Consider the following 16,570-nt stretch of genomic DNA (forward strand, 5'->3'; position numbering starts at 1 on the left):
TAGCGCTTTGCGCTTAGCGCATGAAGGAAGGCACGTCCAGATCGTCGTCGCCGTCATCGTCACGACGCTGGGACGGGCGGGACAAACGGTAGTCATCACGGCGTTCCTCGCGGGAGAAACGATCAGAGTTGGTGAACAGACCGCTAGATTCTGGGCGACGCTCCTCGGTAGGGCGCTGCGGGGTGTAGCGCTCTCGCTCCTGGCCGGCGCGCGGCTCGTAGGAGTGGCGCGGGGAATAGTCATCCTGTACCGGCTGAGCGGCAGCAGGCTGCGCCGGCGCCGGGGTGACGGACTCTGCATTCTCGCGCTGACGATTGTCAAAAAGAGAACCCGGCTTGCGCTGTTCCTGTTGCGGCTGCTGATCGGCAGCAGCCTGAGCCATGTTGGCCTCGGCGTCAAAACCAGTAGCAATGATGGTAATGCGAATCTCATCGCCCATGGTGTCATCAATGATGGTGCCGAAAATGAGGTTGACGTCCTCATCTGCGCGCTCTTCCACCATGGAGGCGGCGGCATTAACCTCGTGCAGGCCAAGGTCGGAGCCACCAGCAATGGAAAGCAGCACACCCTTGGCGCCTTCCATCGTGGATTCCAGCAGCGGGGAGTTAATGGCCTGCTCAGCGGCAGTCATTGCGCGATTATCGCCGCGGGCGAAACCGATACCCATGAGCGCAGAACCGGCATCGGACATGACGGAGCGGACGTCCGCAAAGTCGACGTTGATCATGCCCGGGATGGTGATCAGGTTAGTAATACCCTGCACGCCATTGTGCAGCACCTCATCGGCAGCACGGAAAGCCTCAACGATGGAGAGCTCTTCCCCACCGAGCTGCATCAGGCGATCGTTCGGGATGACGATGAGAGTATCGCAGACCTCGCGCAGCTCCTCAATGCCGGCCATGGCCTGGCGGGTACGGCGAGCACCTTCGAACTTGAACGGGCGGGTGACAACACCGACGGTCAGCGCACCCATCTTCTTCGCGATAGACGCCACGACCGGAGCAGCACCGGTGCCGGTGCCGCCACCCTCGCCGGCAGTCACGAAGACCATATCGGAACCCTCGAGGGCGTCTTCAATTTCGGACTTGTGGTCTTCTGCGGAGGTCTTGCCTACCTCAGGGTTAGCGCCGGCGCCGAGGCCACGGGTGGCCTCACGGCCAATGTCGAGCTTGGTGTCTGCATCGGAGAAAATGAGGGCCTGGGAGTCGGTGTTGATGGCGACGAACTGAACACCCTTGAGGCCTTCTTCGATCATGCGGTTGACGGCGTTGACGCCGCCGCCGCCGACGCCGACGACCTTGATATCCGCGAGATTGTTATTGGAAGAGATCATGTGAGTAGGTCTCACCTTTCGCTACTGTAAGTCTGCACGTGCATTAAACGAGGAATGTAATGCGGTCCACCGAAGGCGAATCGCGTTCCTTTCCATCTTTAACGACAGCAGTGTAATTTTCACGCACATTTTCCGCGTGTCGAGACCCTCAAGTTCCACTTTAGGGTTTCTCACCTGCGGTTTTACAAGTCACACCCGCATCATCCGCCCCATGGTTCAGGCACTAAAAAGAGCCCATGCAGCGCACACGCCTAAGCGCTGCTGTACGGGCCCACAAGAGCGATAAAAAGCACCCGCGGGGGCACCCGTCGCCCTATCCGCGGGTGGTGACCAACTCAGGGTTGGAAATATTCCACTCGCGGCCTTCCATCTTCAACACTGTGGCAAAGGCATGCGCCTTGTCCTCATCGTTGGAATCGCTGGCCCCCCAGAAGATGCGCCGGTCATCTTTAGTGGTGAAAGTCAGCGAGTATTCGCCCGCTACTTCGAGCTTTGCTACTTGGTTGCGGACGTCGTCGGAAAGCGCTGCAATCGCTCGCACGGCATCCTGGGTTTGCGGGGAGCCACTATCGACAGAGCCCGTAACCTCAACCGCGCCCGCGGGAGGTTCCGCGGAGGTAAATTCCTCGCCTTTGTCGTCGATCAGGTAGGGCTTATTATCGCGCTTTACAAACGCCACAGCCTTGTGCTCGGACACGTTGATGGTCAAGGTCGAAGGGAAATCGCGAGAGACTGTCACCGAATCGACCCAGTCCAATCCAGCAACACCGGAAGCTGCCTCACGCGCGTTCACGCGCAGCAAATTTTCGCCCTTGGGAACCCCAGAGGCTTCCTCCACCTGTGCGGGATCGAGCTGGTGGACACCTTCCACCTGAAAATTGCGTACCTTCAGGACTGGAACTGTCCACATCACGGCGGCCGCTATGAGGGCCACGGCGACAATTGCGGCGATGGCCCCAGCGATGAGCTTTGCGGATACGCGCACTAGCTTGCCCGCAATTCATCGAGGATTTCCGCCGCCACCATGGTTACCGAGCCAGCACCAATGGTCAGCACCACATCTCCTGGCTCCACCACCGACACGACGCCGCGGGCAGCGGCGGAAAAATCCGGCTCGAAGATGACCTGCATATCAGCGGGCATCTTATCGGTAATGATGCGGGAGGTAATTCCCTCCACGGGCTGTTCGCGAGCGCCGTAGATGTCGAGTACCACGGCGGCGTCGGCAAGCGAGAGTGCCTGGGCAAACTCTGCATCGAATTCCATGGTGCGCGAGTACAGGTGCGGCTGGAAACACGCGATGACGCGCCCGCCGTGGCCTTCCGCCTCAACCTTGGCGCGTGCGGCCCGTAGCACTGCCGCAACCTCGGTGGGATGGTGGGCATAATCATCAAAAACGCGCACGGGTTTGCCCTGCTTGTCGACGCTCCCCCGGTACTCAAAGCGCCGCCGCACACCGCCAAAATCAGCCAATCCCTCGGCGATGGCGGCTGGAGTGCCGCCGGAGAGCACACCGGCGATCAAGGCTCCCATGGAATTGAGCACCATGTGGTGGCCTGGGATCTGCAGCTCGTAGCGCACGGTTTCAGAAACACCAGGAAGGTTGACTTTGACGGTGGTGTCCATGCCTTCCGCGGTGGTCTCTTCGCGGACCAGCTCGGCGGCCAACGGCACGGTGGAGGTAAACGACTTCTCCTGCGAGCCGTAGGCCACGACGTTGATGCCGCGCTCCAGCGCCCGCTCGCCGGCCCGGGCAGCGTGCTCGTCTTCAGCGCACACAACGAGGTAGCCGGTCTCCGGGGTGACCAAGTCAGCAAAGTCATCGAAGACTTGGAAATAGGCTTCCTCGCTGTGGAAGAAGTCGAGATGGTCGGGCTCGATGGTCGTGAGCACCGCAACGTCGGGGCTATAGCGCAGCAGAGAGGCATCGGATTCATCGGCCTCGGCGACGAACGCTTCTCCGGTGCCACCGTGGGCATTGGTACCCGCGCGGTTGAGCTGGCCGCCGATGGCGAAGGAAGGATCAAGGCCCGCGTGTTGCATCGCGCTCACGGTCATCGACGTGGTGGAGGTTTTACCATGGGTGCCAGCCAGCAACACCTGCTGGTGACCTTCCATCAAGGCGGCGAGCAGATCGGAGCGGCGAATTACCGGGATATCGTTATCCTTTGCGGCTACTAGCTCCGGGTTGTCTTGGGGGATGGCGGCAAATGAGGTAACTACGACGGTGGGCAGCTCACCTGACAGTCGCAGATTTTCCGCGGCATGGCCGATGGCGACCTTGGCGCCCATGGTGCGCAGCACCTCAACCGGGGTGGAGTCTTTGACATCGGAACCAGTGACCACTCCGCCGCGAGCGGCGAGGATTCGCGCGAGCCCCGACATTCCGGAACCACCAATGCCGATGAGGTGGACGCGGCGCAGATCGTAGTGTGCGGGATCGGTCATTTACTTATCCTTCCTTCCAGCTGCATTCTCGGCCTCAGATACGCGGGCGGCGATGCGGTCTGCGATGGTATTTGCCACGTCCCCGGCGCTGGCATGGGCGGCGGCGTGCGTCATCGACTCGAGGCGTTGCGGATCATCGAGAATGCCGCGCACCTCAGAGATGAGTCGCTCTGGGGTCAGCTCCGTGTCCGGAATCTGGATGGCGGCGCCTGCCTCGACCACTTCGCGGGAATTGAGCGCCTGTTCGCCATTGCCGTGCGGCAGCGGAACGTAGATGGCCGGCAGGCCTGCGGCGGATACTTCGGCAACGGTCATCGCGCCGGAGCGGCACACGACGAGGTCGGCTACCGCAAGGGCGGAGCCCATGTCCTCGATATACGGCAGTGCGGCGTAGTTCGGGTGTTCTGCGGGCGGGTCATTCTTCTTGCCATAGGCGTGCAGGAGCTGGAAGTCCTGTGCGAGGTCCTCCACCGCTCCAGCGACGGCGCGGTTGATGCTGACCGCGCCTTGGGACCCACCGGTGATGAGGACGGTGGGAAGCTCGGCCAAGTTCCACTTGGTGCGCGCGTCTGCGGCCAGGTTGCCATTCGGGTCCTCCGCTAGGCTCGGGCGAACGGGAATGCCGACGACCTCGCCCGGCATGCCAGAATCCGGGTGGGCGTTGAGCCCAATGCCGCCCATCTTCACGCCGAGCTTATTGGCCATTCCAGCCAAAGCATTGGTTTCAAGAACATAGAACGGGATGCCGAGCGAACGCGCAGCGATATAAGCCGGGCCGGCCACGTAGCCGCCGGTACCAAAAACGACATCCGCCTCGACGTCCTTGAGCACCTGCTTGGCCTCCCCCACCGCACGAGAGAGGTTAAACGGTAGCTTGAAGAGCTGCGCGTTGACCTTGCGCGGGATTGGCACGGGGGTAATCAGGCTAAGGTCCACGCCGCGGGCGGGAATGATATCGCGCTCGAGGCCCTTTTCGGTACCGAGGGCGGTGATGCGTGCGCCGTGGCGCTCGCGCAAAGCTTCGCCTACGGCGAGGGCGGGTTCAATGTGTCCGGCGGTGCCGCCACCTGCGATGACAACGGAAATAGGCGTGGAATTCATAGCCTAAAGGCTACCAGCGCCACCTATCGATAGCGGCGCTCGGCGCGCGGATAGCGGCGGCCGCTTCCGGTCACGGGGCGACCAAAGCGCTCCTCGCGCACGCGGGACCGCGGCTCCTGCGGCCGAGCGTGACGGCCCTGCTGCTTCTTTTTCGGCTGCGGCACCGGCTGTGGCTCGCCGATGAAAAGGAGGCGATCGAACAGCGGGCGACCGAAATTCTGCATGGCGGAGATCTGCATCGGCTCATGACGCGCCACGTTGCACAAGATGCCCATCGAGCCGATCGTGATGATCGCCGCAGTACCGCCGGCCGAAATCATGGGCAGCTGAATACCGGTTACCGGCAGCAGGCCAATAACGTAGCCAATATTCACGAAGGCCTGCGTGACCACACCGATGGTCAACGTTGCGGCCAGCAGGGACTGGAACTGGTTCTGTGCGCGCATCGCGGTGCGCAGGCCCACATAGCCCAGTGCGGCGAATAGCACGATAACGAGCGCACCGCCCCACCAGCCGAGTTCCTCACCCACGATGGCGAAAATAAAGTCATTTTTCGCCTCGGGCAGGTAGAACCACTTGGCACGGGATTGGCCAATGCCAACGCCCCAGAAGCCGCCGTCGGCAAGCGAGAGAAAGCCCTGATAGGACTGGAAACCCGTACCTTGAGTATCGGAGATATTGCCTACGAGGGCGTCGAAATAGGTGTGGAAGCGGTTGGACCGGAAGCCGCCAGAAAGGAAGATAAACAGCAAACCACACACGGCTGCGACGCCGATGGTCGCCGGAACGCGCCAGTCGACACCCGCGAAAATCAGGGTGAAGACAACCACGAGGGCAAAGGACAAAGCCATACCCAAGTCGCCCTGAAAGACGATGAGCAAGAACATAACTCCGGCAATGAGGGAGTACATCATGAAGGGATCCGTCACCTTCATGGATTTGTGCTCCTTATCCGCCAATACGGTCGCACCAAACATGCCTACGGCGACGCGGGCAAGCTCCGAGGGCTGCAGGGAGAACGGTCCCAAGTAAATCCAGGACTGGGAACCTACCTCCTCGCGGCCGGTGCCCACACCGGGGATCAGCACCGCGATGAGCAAAATGATGGACAAACCCACAATCCACGGCACGCATTTGCGCAGGGTATGCGGCGAAACCTTGAGACCAAACCAAAAGGCAACGAGACCCAAGAACACCATCACGCACTGGCGCAACGCCTGGTTCCATACTCCGCCGTCCTCGGTTAGGGAAGTAGCCATGGAGGAAGAAAAGACCATGAGCACACCGATGCCCACGAGGAAAAAGATGATAAAGCGCAGCAGCTGGTAATCAAGGCCTGCTTCCTGGCGGGCTCGCTCGCGCAGCTCGCGAACGCGGTCGCCAAAACTCTTGGAGCGCGGGCGCTGCTGGGAGGTGGCCGTCATGTGTTCTCCTGATCCTTAAATCTATAGCTCTAGTTGCGGGTAAGCTCCCGCGCGGCCGCGGCGAATACATCACCGCGTTGAGCCATGCCGGTATACATGTCCAACGATGCCGCAGCCGGCGCCAAAAGAACGGTATCCCCGGCGTCGGCGTGTTGCAGTGCAGCCTCCACCGCAGCATTCATGGCTGCGAAAGGCTCCTGCGTTTCGATGATGTCCACCGGGGCATGCGGCGCGTGGGCGGCGAGGGCCCGGGCAACCGCTTCCCTATCCACGCCCAGGACTACCGCGGCTTTGATGTGGGCGGCGTGCTTGGCGACGAGCCCGTCCACCTCCGCGCCTTTCAACTGCCCGCCGGCAATCCAGACCACGGAATTGAGCCCCTTGAGCGCCGCATCCGCCGCATGCGGGTTGGTGGCCTTGGAATTATCGATGAACGTGATGCCGGAATGCTCATGGACCACAGCGCCGCGGTGCCCGGCGACGGTATATGCGGCCAGCCCCTGCGCAATGGACTCTGGGGTGGCGCCTGCCAGACGCGCGACGCTGGCTGCGGCCGCAGCGTCTAGGATTCCTGCCAGACCGGCGGGCTCAATGCCCTCTGCGGACGCGAGATCCTCGCGCTTCTCGTTAAGCCGCGAGACAAGACGGCCGGCACTTACGCCCACCTCTCCCTGTATAGGTTCAGCGGCAGTAAAGCCGAAGAGGTCTGCGGTATCCGCGGCGTAGTGGACCGTCTCGGCGTCATCCTTGCCCACCACAGCGACTTCACCGGAGAGCACCTTGGCCTTCGCGCGGGCATAGGCATCAAACGATCCGTGCCAATCCAGGTGGTCATCAGCCAAATTCAGTAGCACGCCCACATCCGGGCGCAAATGGCGGGACCAATGCAACTGGAAAGAAGATAGCTCGGCGCAGAGAACGTCGACGCGGGGGGTGGCCGTGAGGGCGTCGAAAAGCGAAACGCCGATATTGCCCACCGCCAGTGCGCGCTTACCGGTGCGCTCTGCATCTGCCTGCATAATCTGGGCCAACATACCGGTAGTCGTGGTTTTGCCGTTGGTTCCGGTAACTACCAACCAGGTACGCGGCGCGCCGAAGACGCCCGCACGATCCAGGCGATACGCGAGCTCCACGTCTCCGATGACCTCTACCCCAGCGTCCTGGAGGGCGACCAACAAGGGCGAATCGGGACGCCAGCCCGGCGAAGTAACCACAAGGTCAAAATCGCCTTGGGCGGCAGAATCGACGGAGACGGTTGCTACCCCGTATTCCTCCGCCAATTCCGCCAGCGCGGTCTCGTTGGCATCTACCACGGTGGTATCCACCCCGAGGCTTGCCAGCATTGCGACGCAACCGCGTCCCGATACTCCCGCCCCGGCCACGAGTACTCGCCCGCGCAACGAGGATGGCAACTCGGTCATCTCTATTCCTCTTTCCTCGATAAAGCTAAAAGGCGTGAGTCTTAGGAAGCAAAGCCAACCGCAGACAGCCAGTCGCCGTAGAAGATGCATACGCCGGCAATAGCGGCCATGGCGCTTAGCAGCCAGAAGCGAGTGACCACGGCGGTCTCAGCCCAGCCACCATTTTCAAAGTGGTGGTGGATGGGCGCCATGCGGAAGAAACGCTTTCCGGTGCTGCGGAAGACGATGATCTGGATAACCACGGAGACCGTCTCAATTACGAAGATGGCGCCGATGATGATCATGAGCAGTTCGGTGCGAGTGGTCACCGATAGGCCGGCGACGAGGCCGCCGAGTGCAAGCGAACCGGTATCGCCCATGAAGATCTTTGCCGGTGCAGCATTCCACCACAAAAAGCCCAAGCAACCGCCCAGGCCAGCGGCAGCCAGTACGGCCAAGTCGAGCGGATCGCGTACCTCATAGCACCCTGCCGCTGGCGACACGGCGCAAGAGTTACGGAACTGCCAGAAGGAAATCAGTGCATAGGCGCCCATCACCATCGCGGTGGTGCCTGCGGCCAAGCCGTCGAGTCCGTCGGTGAGGTTCACGGCGTTCGACCACGCAGCAATGAGTAGGTAGAGAAAGACCAGGAAAACAATGGTGCCGATGATGGCGCCGCCCACGGCGATGTCGAAGGTTTCAAAATCGCGAACGAAGGAAAGATTGGTAGACGCTGGGGTCAATCCGTGTGCATCTGGGAACTGCAGCGCCAGGATGCCGAAGATGAGTGCCACCGCCAGCTGACCTACCAGCTTGGCGGTCTTGTTCAGGCCGAGGTTGCGCTTTTTGAACAGCTTGATGAAGTCATCGGCAAAACCCAGACCGCCAAGGCCCATCGTGAGGAAGTAGACCAAGAGACCGGAGGGGCTAAAGCCACCGTTACCGGTCACGCGGGCATAAATTCCCACCACGAGATAGGCCACGGTGATGGCCAGCAAAATCGCCAGACCGCCCATGGTGGGGGTGCCGCGCTTGCGCAAGTGCAGCTGCGGCCCGTCCTCGCGAATTTCTTGCCCCTTGCCTACCCCGGAAAAGTAGCGGACCAACATGGGAGTGGTAAAGATCGCGACGAGGAAGCTGAGGATGCCCGCGATAATGATCTGAGTCATTGCTAGAGGTCTTTCTCCTTGTACTGAGGACTAACGGCGATTGAGCTGTTCTGCCACGCGCCACAGGCGCTGGGCATTCGATGACTTGATGAGGACTACATCTTTGGCCTCGCGCCCCGTCCAATCTTCGATGCCGGCAGGCGCTACCCTGACGATGTCTTCGACCGCCGCCGCAGCGGCGTCAACATCTGGGCTGATAGTAGTATTTATACCCCGCGCCTGTGCGGCCTCAACCATGGCCCTCATATTATCGTTGTCTCCCACGGCCACGAGGTGGTCAACGTGGTACTTGGAAAGCACCTCTCCCAATGCGCGGTGGGCGGCCACTGCTTCTCCGCCGAGCTCGCCCATCTCACCGAGCACGGCGATGGCGCGGGCATCCGGTCGGGCGGCCGAGGTATAGGCCAGCGCTGCAATGGCCGCGTGCATGGAATCGGGGTTGGCGTTATAGGAATCATCGATGGTGGTTACTCCATCGCGGCGGGTACGCACGTCCATGCGGTGTTCCGAGGCATTCTGATGCCCGGAAAGCGCGTTAGCTACTACCTGCGGGTCCATGCCCAATTCGATAGCAGCCGCGGCCGCAGCCAAAGCGTTAGAGACTTGGTGCTTGCCAAAGACCTGCAGCTTTACCGCAAGCGGGTCCGTTCCCGGCGCATGCAACACAAACGAGGGGCGGGCGACGTCATCGAGCTGGATATCGCTGGCGTAATACTGGGCGTCGGAAGCCGGCGGCTTATTGGCCGAGTAGTAGACGACCTTGGCCGAGGTGCGCGGCGCCATGCCGGCGACGAAGGGATCATCGGCATTGAGCACGGCGACGCCGCCTTCAGCGGCCGAGGGTAAGGCTTCAACGAGCTCGCCTTTGGCCTGGGCAATATTCTCGCGTGAGCCAAACTCGCCCAAGTGCGCGGTACCAACGTTGAGTACCACGCCGACGGTGGGCGCGGTGATGGTGGTCAGGTGGCGGATATGACCGATGCCGCGGGCAGACATTTCGGCAACCAAGAAGCGAGTGTGCTCATCGCAGCGCAAAGCGGTATACGGCAAGCCGACCTCGTTATTAAAGGAGCCGGGAGGAGCGACGGTGTCACCCTCAGCGCGGAAAATCGTGGCCAGTAGGTCCTTGGTGGAGGTCTTACCGGCCGAGCCAGTCACGCCGACAATGTCTAGGCCCTGCTCGGCGGTCAGGCGGCGGGTGACCTCCCGCGCAATATCGGATAGCGCCTGCACCACCGCGGCGGCCGAGCCGTCCTCGTCGTGGGCATAGATATCCGCGTTGGCGGCATCACCGGTAACGCGGCCTTGGGGCTTGACGACGACCGCCGGAACCCCGACTGGCCGCGCCGCCAGCACCGCCACTGCGCCCTGCTCGATGGCCTTTTCTGCATAATCGTGGCCATCCACACGGGCCCCGGGCAGGGCAAGGAAGAGCCCGCCCTTAGTTACCTTGCGGGAATCGAATTCGATGAACCCGGTAACGCGCTGGTCCGGGTCAGACACGCAATCGAGGCTGCCCCCGGTGATTTCGGCAATATCGGCAATAGAAAGTGGAATCATGTCTACTCCTTCGCATCCCCAAGGGTATCGCGGTGCGGGGTTCCGGCCAGCTTTTCCTCGATAGCGCGGGCCATTTCCTCGCGGTCATCAAAGTGCAAGGTTTTGCCGTTCACGAGCTGTCCCACCTCGTGGCCCTTGCCTACGACGATGACGGCATCGCCCGGCTCGGCCCAATCGACGACCTCATCGATGGCACGGGCGCGGGAGCCTACCTCGCGGATATCGCCCTGCGGGGCGGCCTCACGCGCGCCCGCCATAACCGCCGCGCGAATGGTGGCGGGGTCCTCGGAGCGCGGGTTGTCATCGGTAACCACGGTAAGGTCAGCGCGGCTGGCTGCGGCTGCGCCCATGATGGGGCGCTTAGAGCTATCACGGTCTCCGCCGGCGCCGACGACAATGCCGACGCGGCCCTTGGTTCCCTCCAGTTGGCCGCGCAAGGTGTCGAGCACCGCAGCGATGGCCGCTGGCTTATGCGCGTAGTCCACCACGGCCACAAAGTCTTGGCCGCGGTCGATGCGCTCCATACGGCCAGGAACTGCGACCTTCTCCACTCCCGACAGAAACTCCGCCGGATCCTCTCCTACCGCGGCGGCCATGCCGAGCGCCAAGCAAGCATTGGCGATATTGAACTCGCCAGGCAGCGGCAGCCGGAAGGTGAAATCGGAACCGTCATAATTCAGGGCTACCTCCTGGGCACCGGTGGCCTCAGTGGCGGTTTGGCGTGCGCTTATCGTGGCCGAAGCGCCCTGGGTGGCAACCGTAGTCACTGTGTGGCCCGCGCTCTTGGTGACGCCGCGCATGCGCTCGCCCCACTCATCATCGATGCAGAGGACGGCCCGCTCGGCCGCCTGTTCCCCAACGAAAAGCTTCGCCTTAGCTTGGAAGTAATCCTCCATGGTGGGGTGAAAATCGAGGTGGTCCTGGCTCAGGTTCGTAAACCCGCCTACCGCAAACCGAGTTCCGCGCACGCGTCCCAACTCCAGCGCATGCGAGGACACTTCCATCACCACATGGGTAACACCCTCGTTCTTCATGCGCGCGAAAAGCTCTTGCAGGGTCGGCGCCTCAGGCGTGGTGAGCGACGTGGGGACCGGAGCGCGGTTGATTCGAGTACCGGTGGTCCCGATTAGGCCCACGGAATGCCCGGTGTGGAGCAGGCCGGCCTCCAGCAGGTAGCTGGTGGTGGTCTTGCCGGAAGTGCCGGTAACGCCGATAACCGTCAGGTCGCGGGTGGGGTGGCCATAGATCTCTGCGGAAATGGGTCCGAGCACGGCACGAATATCGTCCACCACCACAATAGGGCGGGTCTCTTGGGCCTCGGTAAGCAGGTCGAGCCCGGCGGCGTCGGTAAGCACAGCTGCAGCCTTAGTATCGTGGGCGAACTGCGCACCGTGTGCACGAGTGCCCGGCAGGGCGGCGAAAAGCGCACCCTCAGGCAGCTGGGAAGAATCCAGCCCGCACGCGGAGACCTCCACGGAGGCATCACCAATGACGCGCCCACCAGAAAGCTGGGCGAGAGTATCCAAAGAAACGGTCATACTAAGCTCCTATTGTGCCCGCAGGGTCAGCCGCGGTGCTGGTTTCGAAGTCGGAATATTGTCACGGTTAAGCAGCCACGAGGCGATGTCGCGGAAAATCGGCGCTGCCGATTGGCCGCCGCCTCCATTGTCCTCCACGCCGGATTTGGGTTCATCCAACATGACGGCAACGACGAAGCGCGGATCATCAGCCGGGGCAATACCGGCGAAGGTTATCCAATAGGCGGAATTCGAATACGCCCCGGTATTCGGATCGACCTTTTGAGCCGTACCGGTCTTACCGGATAGCTGATAACCCTTGAGCTGCGCATTACCGGCCGTGCCATTTTGCAGGCCGGCGTCATCGTCTTGGAAGACGGCGCGGAACATATCCACCGTTGTCTTGGCGGTTTCAGGGCTTAGCACCTGAGTCTTTTTCGGTTCCTCCAGCTTTTCGTCCTTACCGTCTGACCCCTTCACAGAATCAATGATGCGCGGCTCGATGCGCTCGCCGCCATTTGCCAGTGTTTGATACACGCTCGCCATCTGCAAGGTGGTCCACGACTGGCCCTGGCCAATGGGCAGGTTGGCGAAGGTGCCGCCGGACCATTGCTCTAGATCCGGGACGCTGCCGGCCGATTCGTTCGGCAGCTCAACGCCCGTGGTATTGCCCAACCCAAACTTCTTTAGGTAATCGGCGTACTTTTCTTGGCCCAATTTATCGGCGATCATCAAGGTGCCAACGTTAGAGGATTTACCAAAGATGCCGGTGGTGGTATACGGCTCGGTGCCGTGTTCCCACGCATCATTCACCGTCACGCCCGCCATATCGATGGAACCGGGGACCTGGTGCACCTCATCCGGAGTGGTCACGCCCTCCTGCAGTGCGGCAGCCGCGGTAACCACCTTCGCTACAGAACCCGGCTCATATGGATGGGAGACGCTGCGGTTTTCAAAGTCCTTGCCTTCATCGAGCTGATCCTCAACATTCTTATTGGGATCCACTGTATCCGTATTTGCCATGGCTAGGACCTGGCCGGTTGCAGCATCGAGGACCACTGCTTCTGCACCGGAAGCCTTGGAGTTGGCCTTAGCCTTTTCCAGTTTTTGCTGAACGTAGGTCTGCAGGTCCAGATCCAAAGTGAGGGTGACGTCGCGACCGTCAACGGTATCCACGACGTCACGCAGCGTGCCTGGGATCACCTGGCCATCTGCGGATACGTCCTCGGTGGACTGGCCGTCAATGCCAGTAAGTTCCGTATCGCGCGCGGCCTCGAAACCGAACTGTCCATGGCCATCCATCGACACCTTGCCCACAACGTTTTCACCAATGGCGCCGTTGGGGTATTGGCGGATGTCTTGGCGGTCCGCTGCCACTCCGTGGTACTTATTGGCGATCTCTACGGCAACATCCGGATCGACATTGCGCACCAGTACCTCATACTGGGTATCGGCTTTGAGCTTATTGAGGATGTCGTCCTTATCCACCTTGGAGGTCGAGGCGCCGGAATCCTCAATCAGCTTCGGGATTCCCTCAGACATGTCCTTGAGGGTCTGCTCCATCTTCTTGGTGAGAAAACTATCCAGCTTCTCATCATCCATGCCCTCCGTCGAGCCATCTTTTTGGGCCTCGATCTCGGCCTTGTCTTTTAGCTCATCGCGCAGTCGGGTCGGCGAGACGGTCAAGGAACGAGACTTCATCGTGTAGGCCAAGCGCTGGCCATCGCGGTCTAAGATCTCTCCCCTACGGGCCGGCTCAATATAGACGCGCTCACGCTGGGTGACGGCTTTGGCGGAAAGGTCTGGGCCCCACACAAGCTGTACCCAGGCTAAGCGGCCAACGAGGACGACCATCGCCACGAGCACCACGGATACGATGATGCGCAGGCGTTTGCGCATCATTTTCTTTTGCGGCACCGCGGAGCTGGCAGAGCGGCGCGGGCGGCGCCTAGCCTTACTTGGCGTAGTCACAGTCCAGTGTCACCTTCCCTATTTCCGCCACAATTTCTTGCGTGTATTGATTGTGCCCTACAAAAGTGAGAATGCCCGCGCCACCACGCGCGAGCATCATCTTTTTCACCGATTATTCTTCCCTAGCTATTCGGCGCGGCTGTCATACGGCGCACGGGCTGGAAGATTGGGTCGCGCATCGCTCTGGACAGCACCAGCAGCGCCGGTCTCACGATCCGAATTACGGTCGGCATCGCCACCATTGCCGGTGCGCTGCTGTCCCTGTGGCACGGCATTGAGGGAATCCGACATCCCCTCCGTATCCTTTGGGTCGCTGGAAGCCTGGCCCGGGCGGATTGGTTCACCGTTGACATCAATGAGCTTTTCGGTATCCGGGGTGCCTTCGCGCTTGTCGACGATCTTTCCATCGCCGCCAACTTCCGCAATGCCCGGCTGCTTAGGAATAGCCATTCCCATTTCGTCCGCGCGGCGCGCAATATCAGCAGAAGAGCTGAGATTCTCTGCATCGCGGTTGAGGGTCTCAATCTGGTTATCCAGTTGGGAATCCTGCACGGTCAGCTGCTGGATAGCAAAGGTTTGCTTGGTAGACAGACCGGACAGCCACATGGCCAAGGCCACACCGACGATAAGCAGCGTAAGGGAAATGACGCCCAACCGAGTAAGGAGCCCGTTCTTCTTCGTCTGCGGCTGCAGCTGACGGCCACGGAAGCTCACTACCTGCTTCGAACCCAGGCGCTTCGTGCTGCGGTGCGGTACCCGAGTGCGGCTCGGGGCACGCTTAGTGCTGGGACGCTCGCGCAGCGCCGTCGGGGCTCCGGTATCGATTCCGGTGGTGAAGTCTCGGCTGGCGCCCATGGTGCGAGTGGCCTCTCTGTCGCGGCTGTCAGTCTTTAGGTGGTTGCGGCGTGGGATGGTGCTCATTGCCTGCCTCCCGACGGTAGAAATTCTGGTATTCCCTCGAGTCTTTCGATGGCACGAACACGCACCGACGCGGCTCGCGAATTTTCCGCGATTTCCTCCTCAGAGGCCTTTTCCGCCCCGCGCGTAACGATCTTGAACTTCGGTGCGGTGCCCGGCAGATCCATCGGCAACCCAGCCGGCGTCTTGGAAGTGGTCAGTTCTTTGAAGGCTGCTTTAACGATGCGGTCTTCCAAAGATTGGTAGCTCATGAATACGGCACGGCCGCCTTCCGAAAGCGCCTGGGTTATGACCGGCAGGACATTTTCGATAGCTTCCAACTCGCGATTGACCTCAACCCGCAGTGCCTGGAAGGTGCGCTTGGCGGGGTGCCCTCCGGTACGGCGGGTCGCAGCGGGAATGACATCATAAAGCAGCTCAACGAGCCGCGCGGAGTTGACGAAAGGCTCCTTGTCGCGCTCTCTCAACACGGCGGAGGCAATTTTCCCAGCGAAGCGCTCATCGCCATAGGTCTTGAGGACCCGCGCTAAGTCACCGTGCGAATAGGTATTGAGTACATCCGCCGCAGTAATCCCCTGCGAAGGATCCATGCGCATATCTAGCGGCGCATCCGCCTTATAAGCGAACCCGCGGTCAGCTTGGTCTAGCTGCATCGAGGAAACACCAAGGTCAAAGAGAGCGCCGGCAATGCCTACGGTGCGGGCCGAATCAAAGATGTCGCCGTCACCTTCCGCGATGGCGCTGCCCAGCTCATCGAATCGTGCGTTAACGCCGACGAAGCGATCGCCGTAGGGCGCAAGACGTTCGGATGCATTGCGCAGCGCCTGCTTATCGCGGTCAACGCCTATGACTCGAGCCTTGGGGAAAGATTCCAGGAAGTAGCGAGTGTGACCGCCGGCGCCCAGAGTGGCGTCAACAAGCACAGCCTTATCCCCCGCCGCTTCAACTTGGGGGCGCAGGAGATCGGCCATGCGCTCACGCATGACTGGCACGTGGCCGTGGTTTTCGGTCACATCATAATTTAGGTCCTTGGTAGCCATGTCTCCCCGCAACCCCCTTTCTCAAATTCCTGACTTCCAGTGGTGGAAAGCATGCGAGTGCGTATAGGGCCCTGTCCGAGGCAGGTTTCTGATATCGGGGAAGTACACCAGAATCATCCGCCTCGGACAGAGTCCTTACACGCACTCTTGTACAGGCTTAGAGCAAGCCCGCCAGTACGTCATCGGCATCTGCTGCCGAATAAGCATCTTCAGTTTGCGACTGGTACTCAGCCCACGCGGCTGCGTCCCAAATTTCGAGAAAGTCCACAGAGCCAACCACAACGCACTCCTTGGACAAGTTGGCATATTCCCGATGCCCCGCGGACAACGTAATGCGCCCATGCCCGTCCGGCCGTTGTTCGTCCGCACTTGCTGCCAAGTTACGGATAAAAGCACGTGCTTCTGGGTTGGTTCGAGAAACCGCCGCAGCCTTCCGTGCGCGTGCCGCAAATTCCTCCCGCGGGTACACGGCCAGCGAGTGGTCCTGTCCCTTGGTGACCATGAGGCCACCCGCGAGTTCATCGCGAAACTTTGCCGGAAGCGTAAGACGCCCTTTGTCATCGAGCTTCGGAGTGTAGGTTCCGAGAAACATCCCGGCGTCCACCTTCCTTACTCGAAAACTCCGGATTCTCTTACTTCAGAATCGAGACCCTTGAGCCCCTCTTTCCTCCGCTGCGCCCCACTCTACC

Annotated in this window: 13 protein-coding genes; all 13 read right to left on the reverse strand. The window is 61.0% G+C overall.

The window, feature by feature from the left end; translation table 11 throughout:
* Positions 1-13: 13 nt before the first annotated feature.
* On the reverse strand, positions 14-1,333 hold the full coding sequence (ftsZ, locus tag RAE04_RS01405) for a cell division protein FtsZ (protein ID WP_284786832.1): 1,320 nt from the start codon (positions 1,331-1,333) through the stop codon (positions 14-16).
* 313 nt (positions 1,334-1,646) lie between these two features.
* Positions 1,647-2,318: a cell division protein FtsQ/DivIB gene (locus RAE04_RS01410; protein ID WP_317026171.1), complete on the reverse strand. Its 672-nt coding sequence runs from the start codon at positions 2,316-2,318 to the stop codon at positions 1,647-1,649.
* The gene (murC, locus tag RAE04_RS01415; RefSeq protein ID WP_317026172.1) at positions 2,318-3,781 is read right to left on the reverse strand and encodes a UDP-N-acetylmuramate--L-alanine ligase; all 1,464 of its coding nucleotides are present in this window, start codon (positions 3,779-3,781) and stop codon (positions 2,318-2,320) included. Before murC ends, RAE04_RS01410 begins: the two co-directional genes overlap by 1 nt.
* Positions 3,782-4,882 (reverse strand): undecaprenyldiphospho-muramoylpentapeptide beta-N-acetylglucosaminyltransferase, encoded by a 1,101-nt coding sequence (gene murG, locus RAE04_RS01420; protein WP_317026173.1) that lies wholly within the window; start codon positions 4,880-4,882, stop codon positions 3,782-3,784.
* A gap of 23 nt (positions 4,883-4,905) precedes the next feature.
* Complete coding sequence (locus RAE04_RS01425; protein ID WP_317026174.1) at positions 4,906-6,306, reverse strand: putative peptidoglycan glycosyltransferase FtsW; 1,401 nt, start codon at positions 6,304-6,306, stop codon at positions 4,906-4,908.
* 29 nt (positions 6,307-6,335) lie between these two features.
* Positions 6,336-7,727, reverse strand: a complete 1,392-nt coding sequence (gene murD / locus RAE04_RS01430) for a UDP-N-acetylmuramoyl-L-alanine--D-glutamate ligase (protein ID WP_317026175.1) — start codon at positions 7,725-7,727, stop codon at positions 6,336-6,338.
* Positions 7,728-7,768: 41 nt separating this feature from the next.
* Positions 7,769-8,875: a phospho-N-acetylmuramoyl-pentapeptide-transferase gene (gene mraY, locus RAE04_RS01435; RefSeq protein WP_239273583.1), complete on the reverse strand. Its 1,107-nt coding sequence runs from the start codon at positions 8,873-8,875 to the stop codon at positions 7,769-7,771.
* 30 nt (positions 8,876-8,905) lie between these two features.
* Positions 8,906-10,435, reverse strand: a complete 1,530-nt coding sequence (locus RAE04_RS01440; protein WP_317026176.1) for a UDP-N-acetylmuramoyl-tripeptide--D-alanyl-D-alanine ligase — start codon at positions 10,433-10,435, stop codon at positions 8,906-8,908.
* A gap of 2 nt (positions 10,436-10,437) precedes the next feature.
* Positions 10,438-11,973 (reverse strand): UDP-N-acetylmuramoyl-L-alanyl-D-glutamate--2,6-diaminopimelate ligase, encoded by a 1,536-nt coding sequence (locus RAE04_RS01445; protein WP_317026177.1) that lies wholly within the window; start codon positions 11,971-11,973, stop codon positions 10,438-10,440.
* 9 nt (positions 11,974-11,982) lie between these two features.
* Positions 11,983-13,851, reverse strand: coding sequence for a penicillin-binding protein 2 (locus RAE04_RS01450; RefSeq protein ID WP_317026265.1), 1,869 nt, complete (start codon positions 13,849-13,851; stop codon positions 11,983-11,985).
* A 198-nt stretch (positions 13,852-14,049) separates the two neighbouring features.
* Positions 14,050-14,844, reverse strand: a complete 795-nt coding sequence (locus tag RAE04_RS01455) for a hypothetical protein (RefSeq protein WP_317026178.1) — start codon at positions 14,842-14,844, stop codon at positions 14,050-14,052.
* Positions 14,841-15,881, reverse strand: a complete 1,041-nt coding sequence (gene rsmH, locus RAE04_RS01460) for a 16S rRNA (cytosine(1402)-N(4))-methyltransferase RsmH (protein WP_317026179.1) — start codon at positions 15,879-15,881, stop codon at positions 14,841-14,843. The genes RAE04_RS01455 and rsmH overlap by 4 nt, the downstream gene beginning before the upstream one ends.
* A 157-nt stretch (positions 15,882-16,038) precedes the next feature.
* Positions 16,039-16,473 carry a division/cell wall cluster transcriptional repressor MraZ gene (gene mraZ / locus RAE04_RS01465; RefSeq protein ID WP_005324499.1) on the reverse strand — a complete coding sequence of 145 codons (435 nt, stop codon included), beginning with the start codon at positions 16,471-16,473 and terminating at the stop codon, positions 16,039-16,041.
* Between the last annotated feature and the right edge of the window lie 97 nt (positions 16,474-16,570).

Origin of the sequence: Corynebacterium sp. CTNIH16 (assembly GCF_032821655.1) — a bacterium.
Taxonomy (GTDB): Bacteria; Actinomycetota; Actinomycetes; order Mycobacteriales; family Mycobacteriaceae; genus Corynebacterium; species Corynebacterium marquesiae.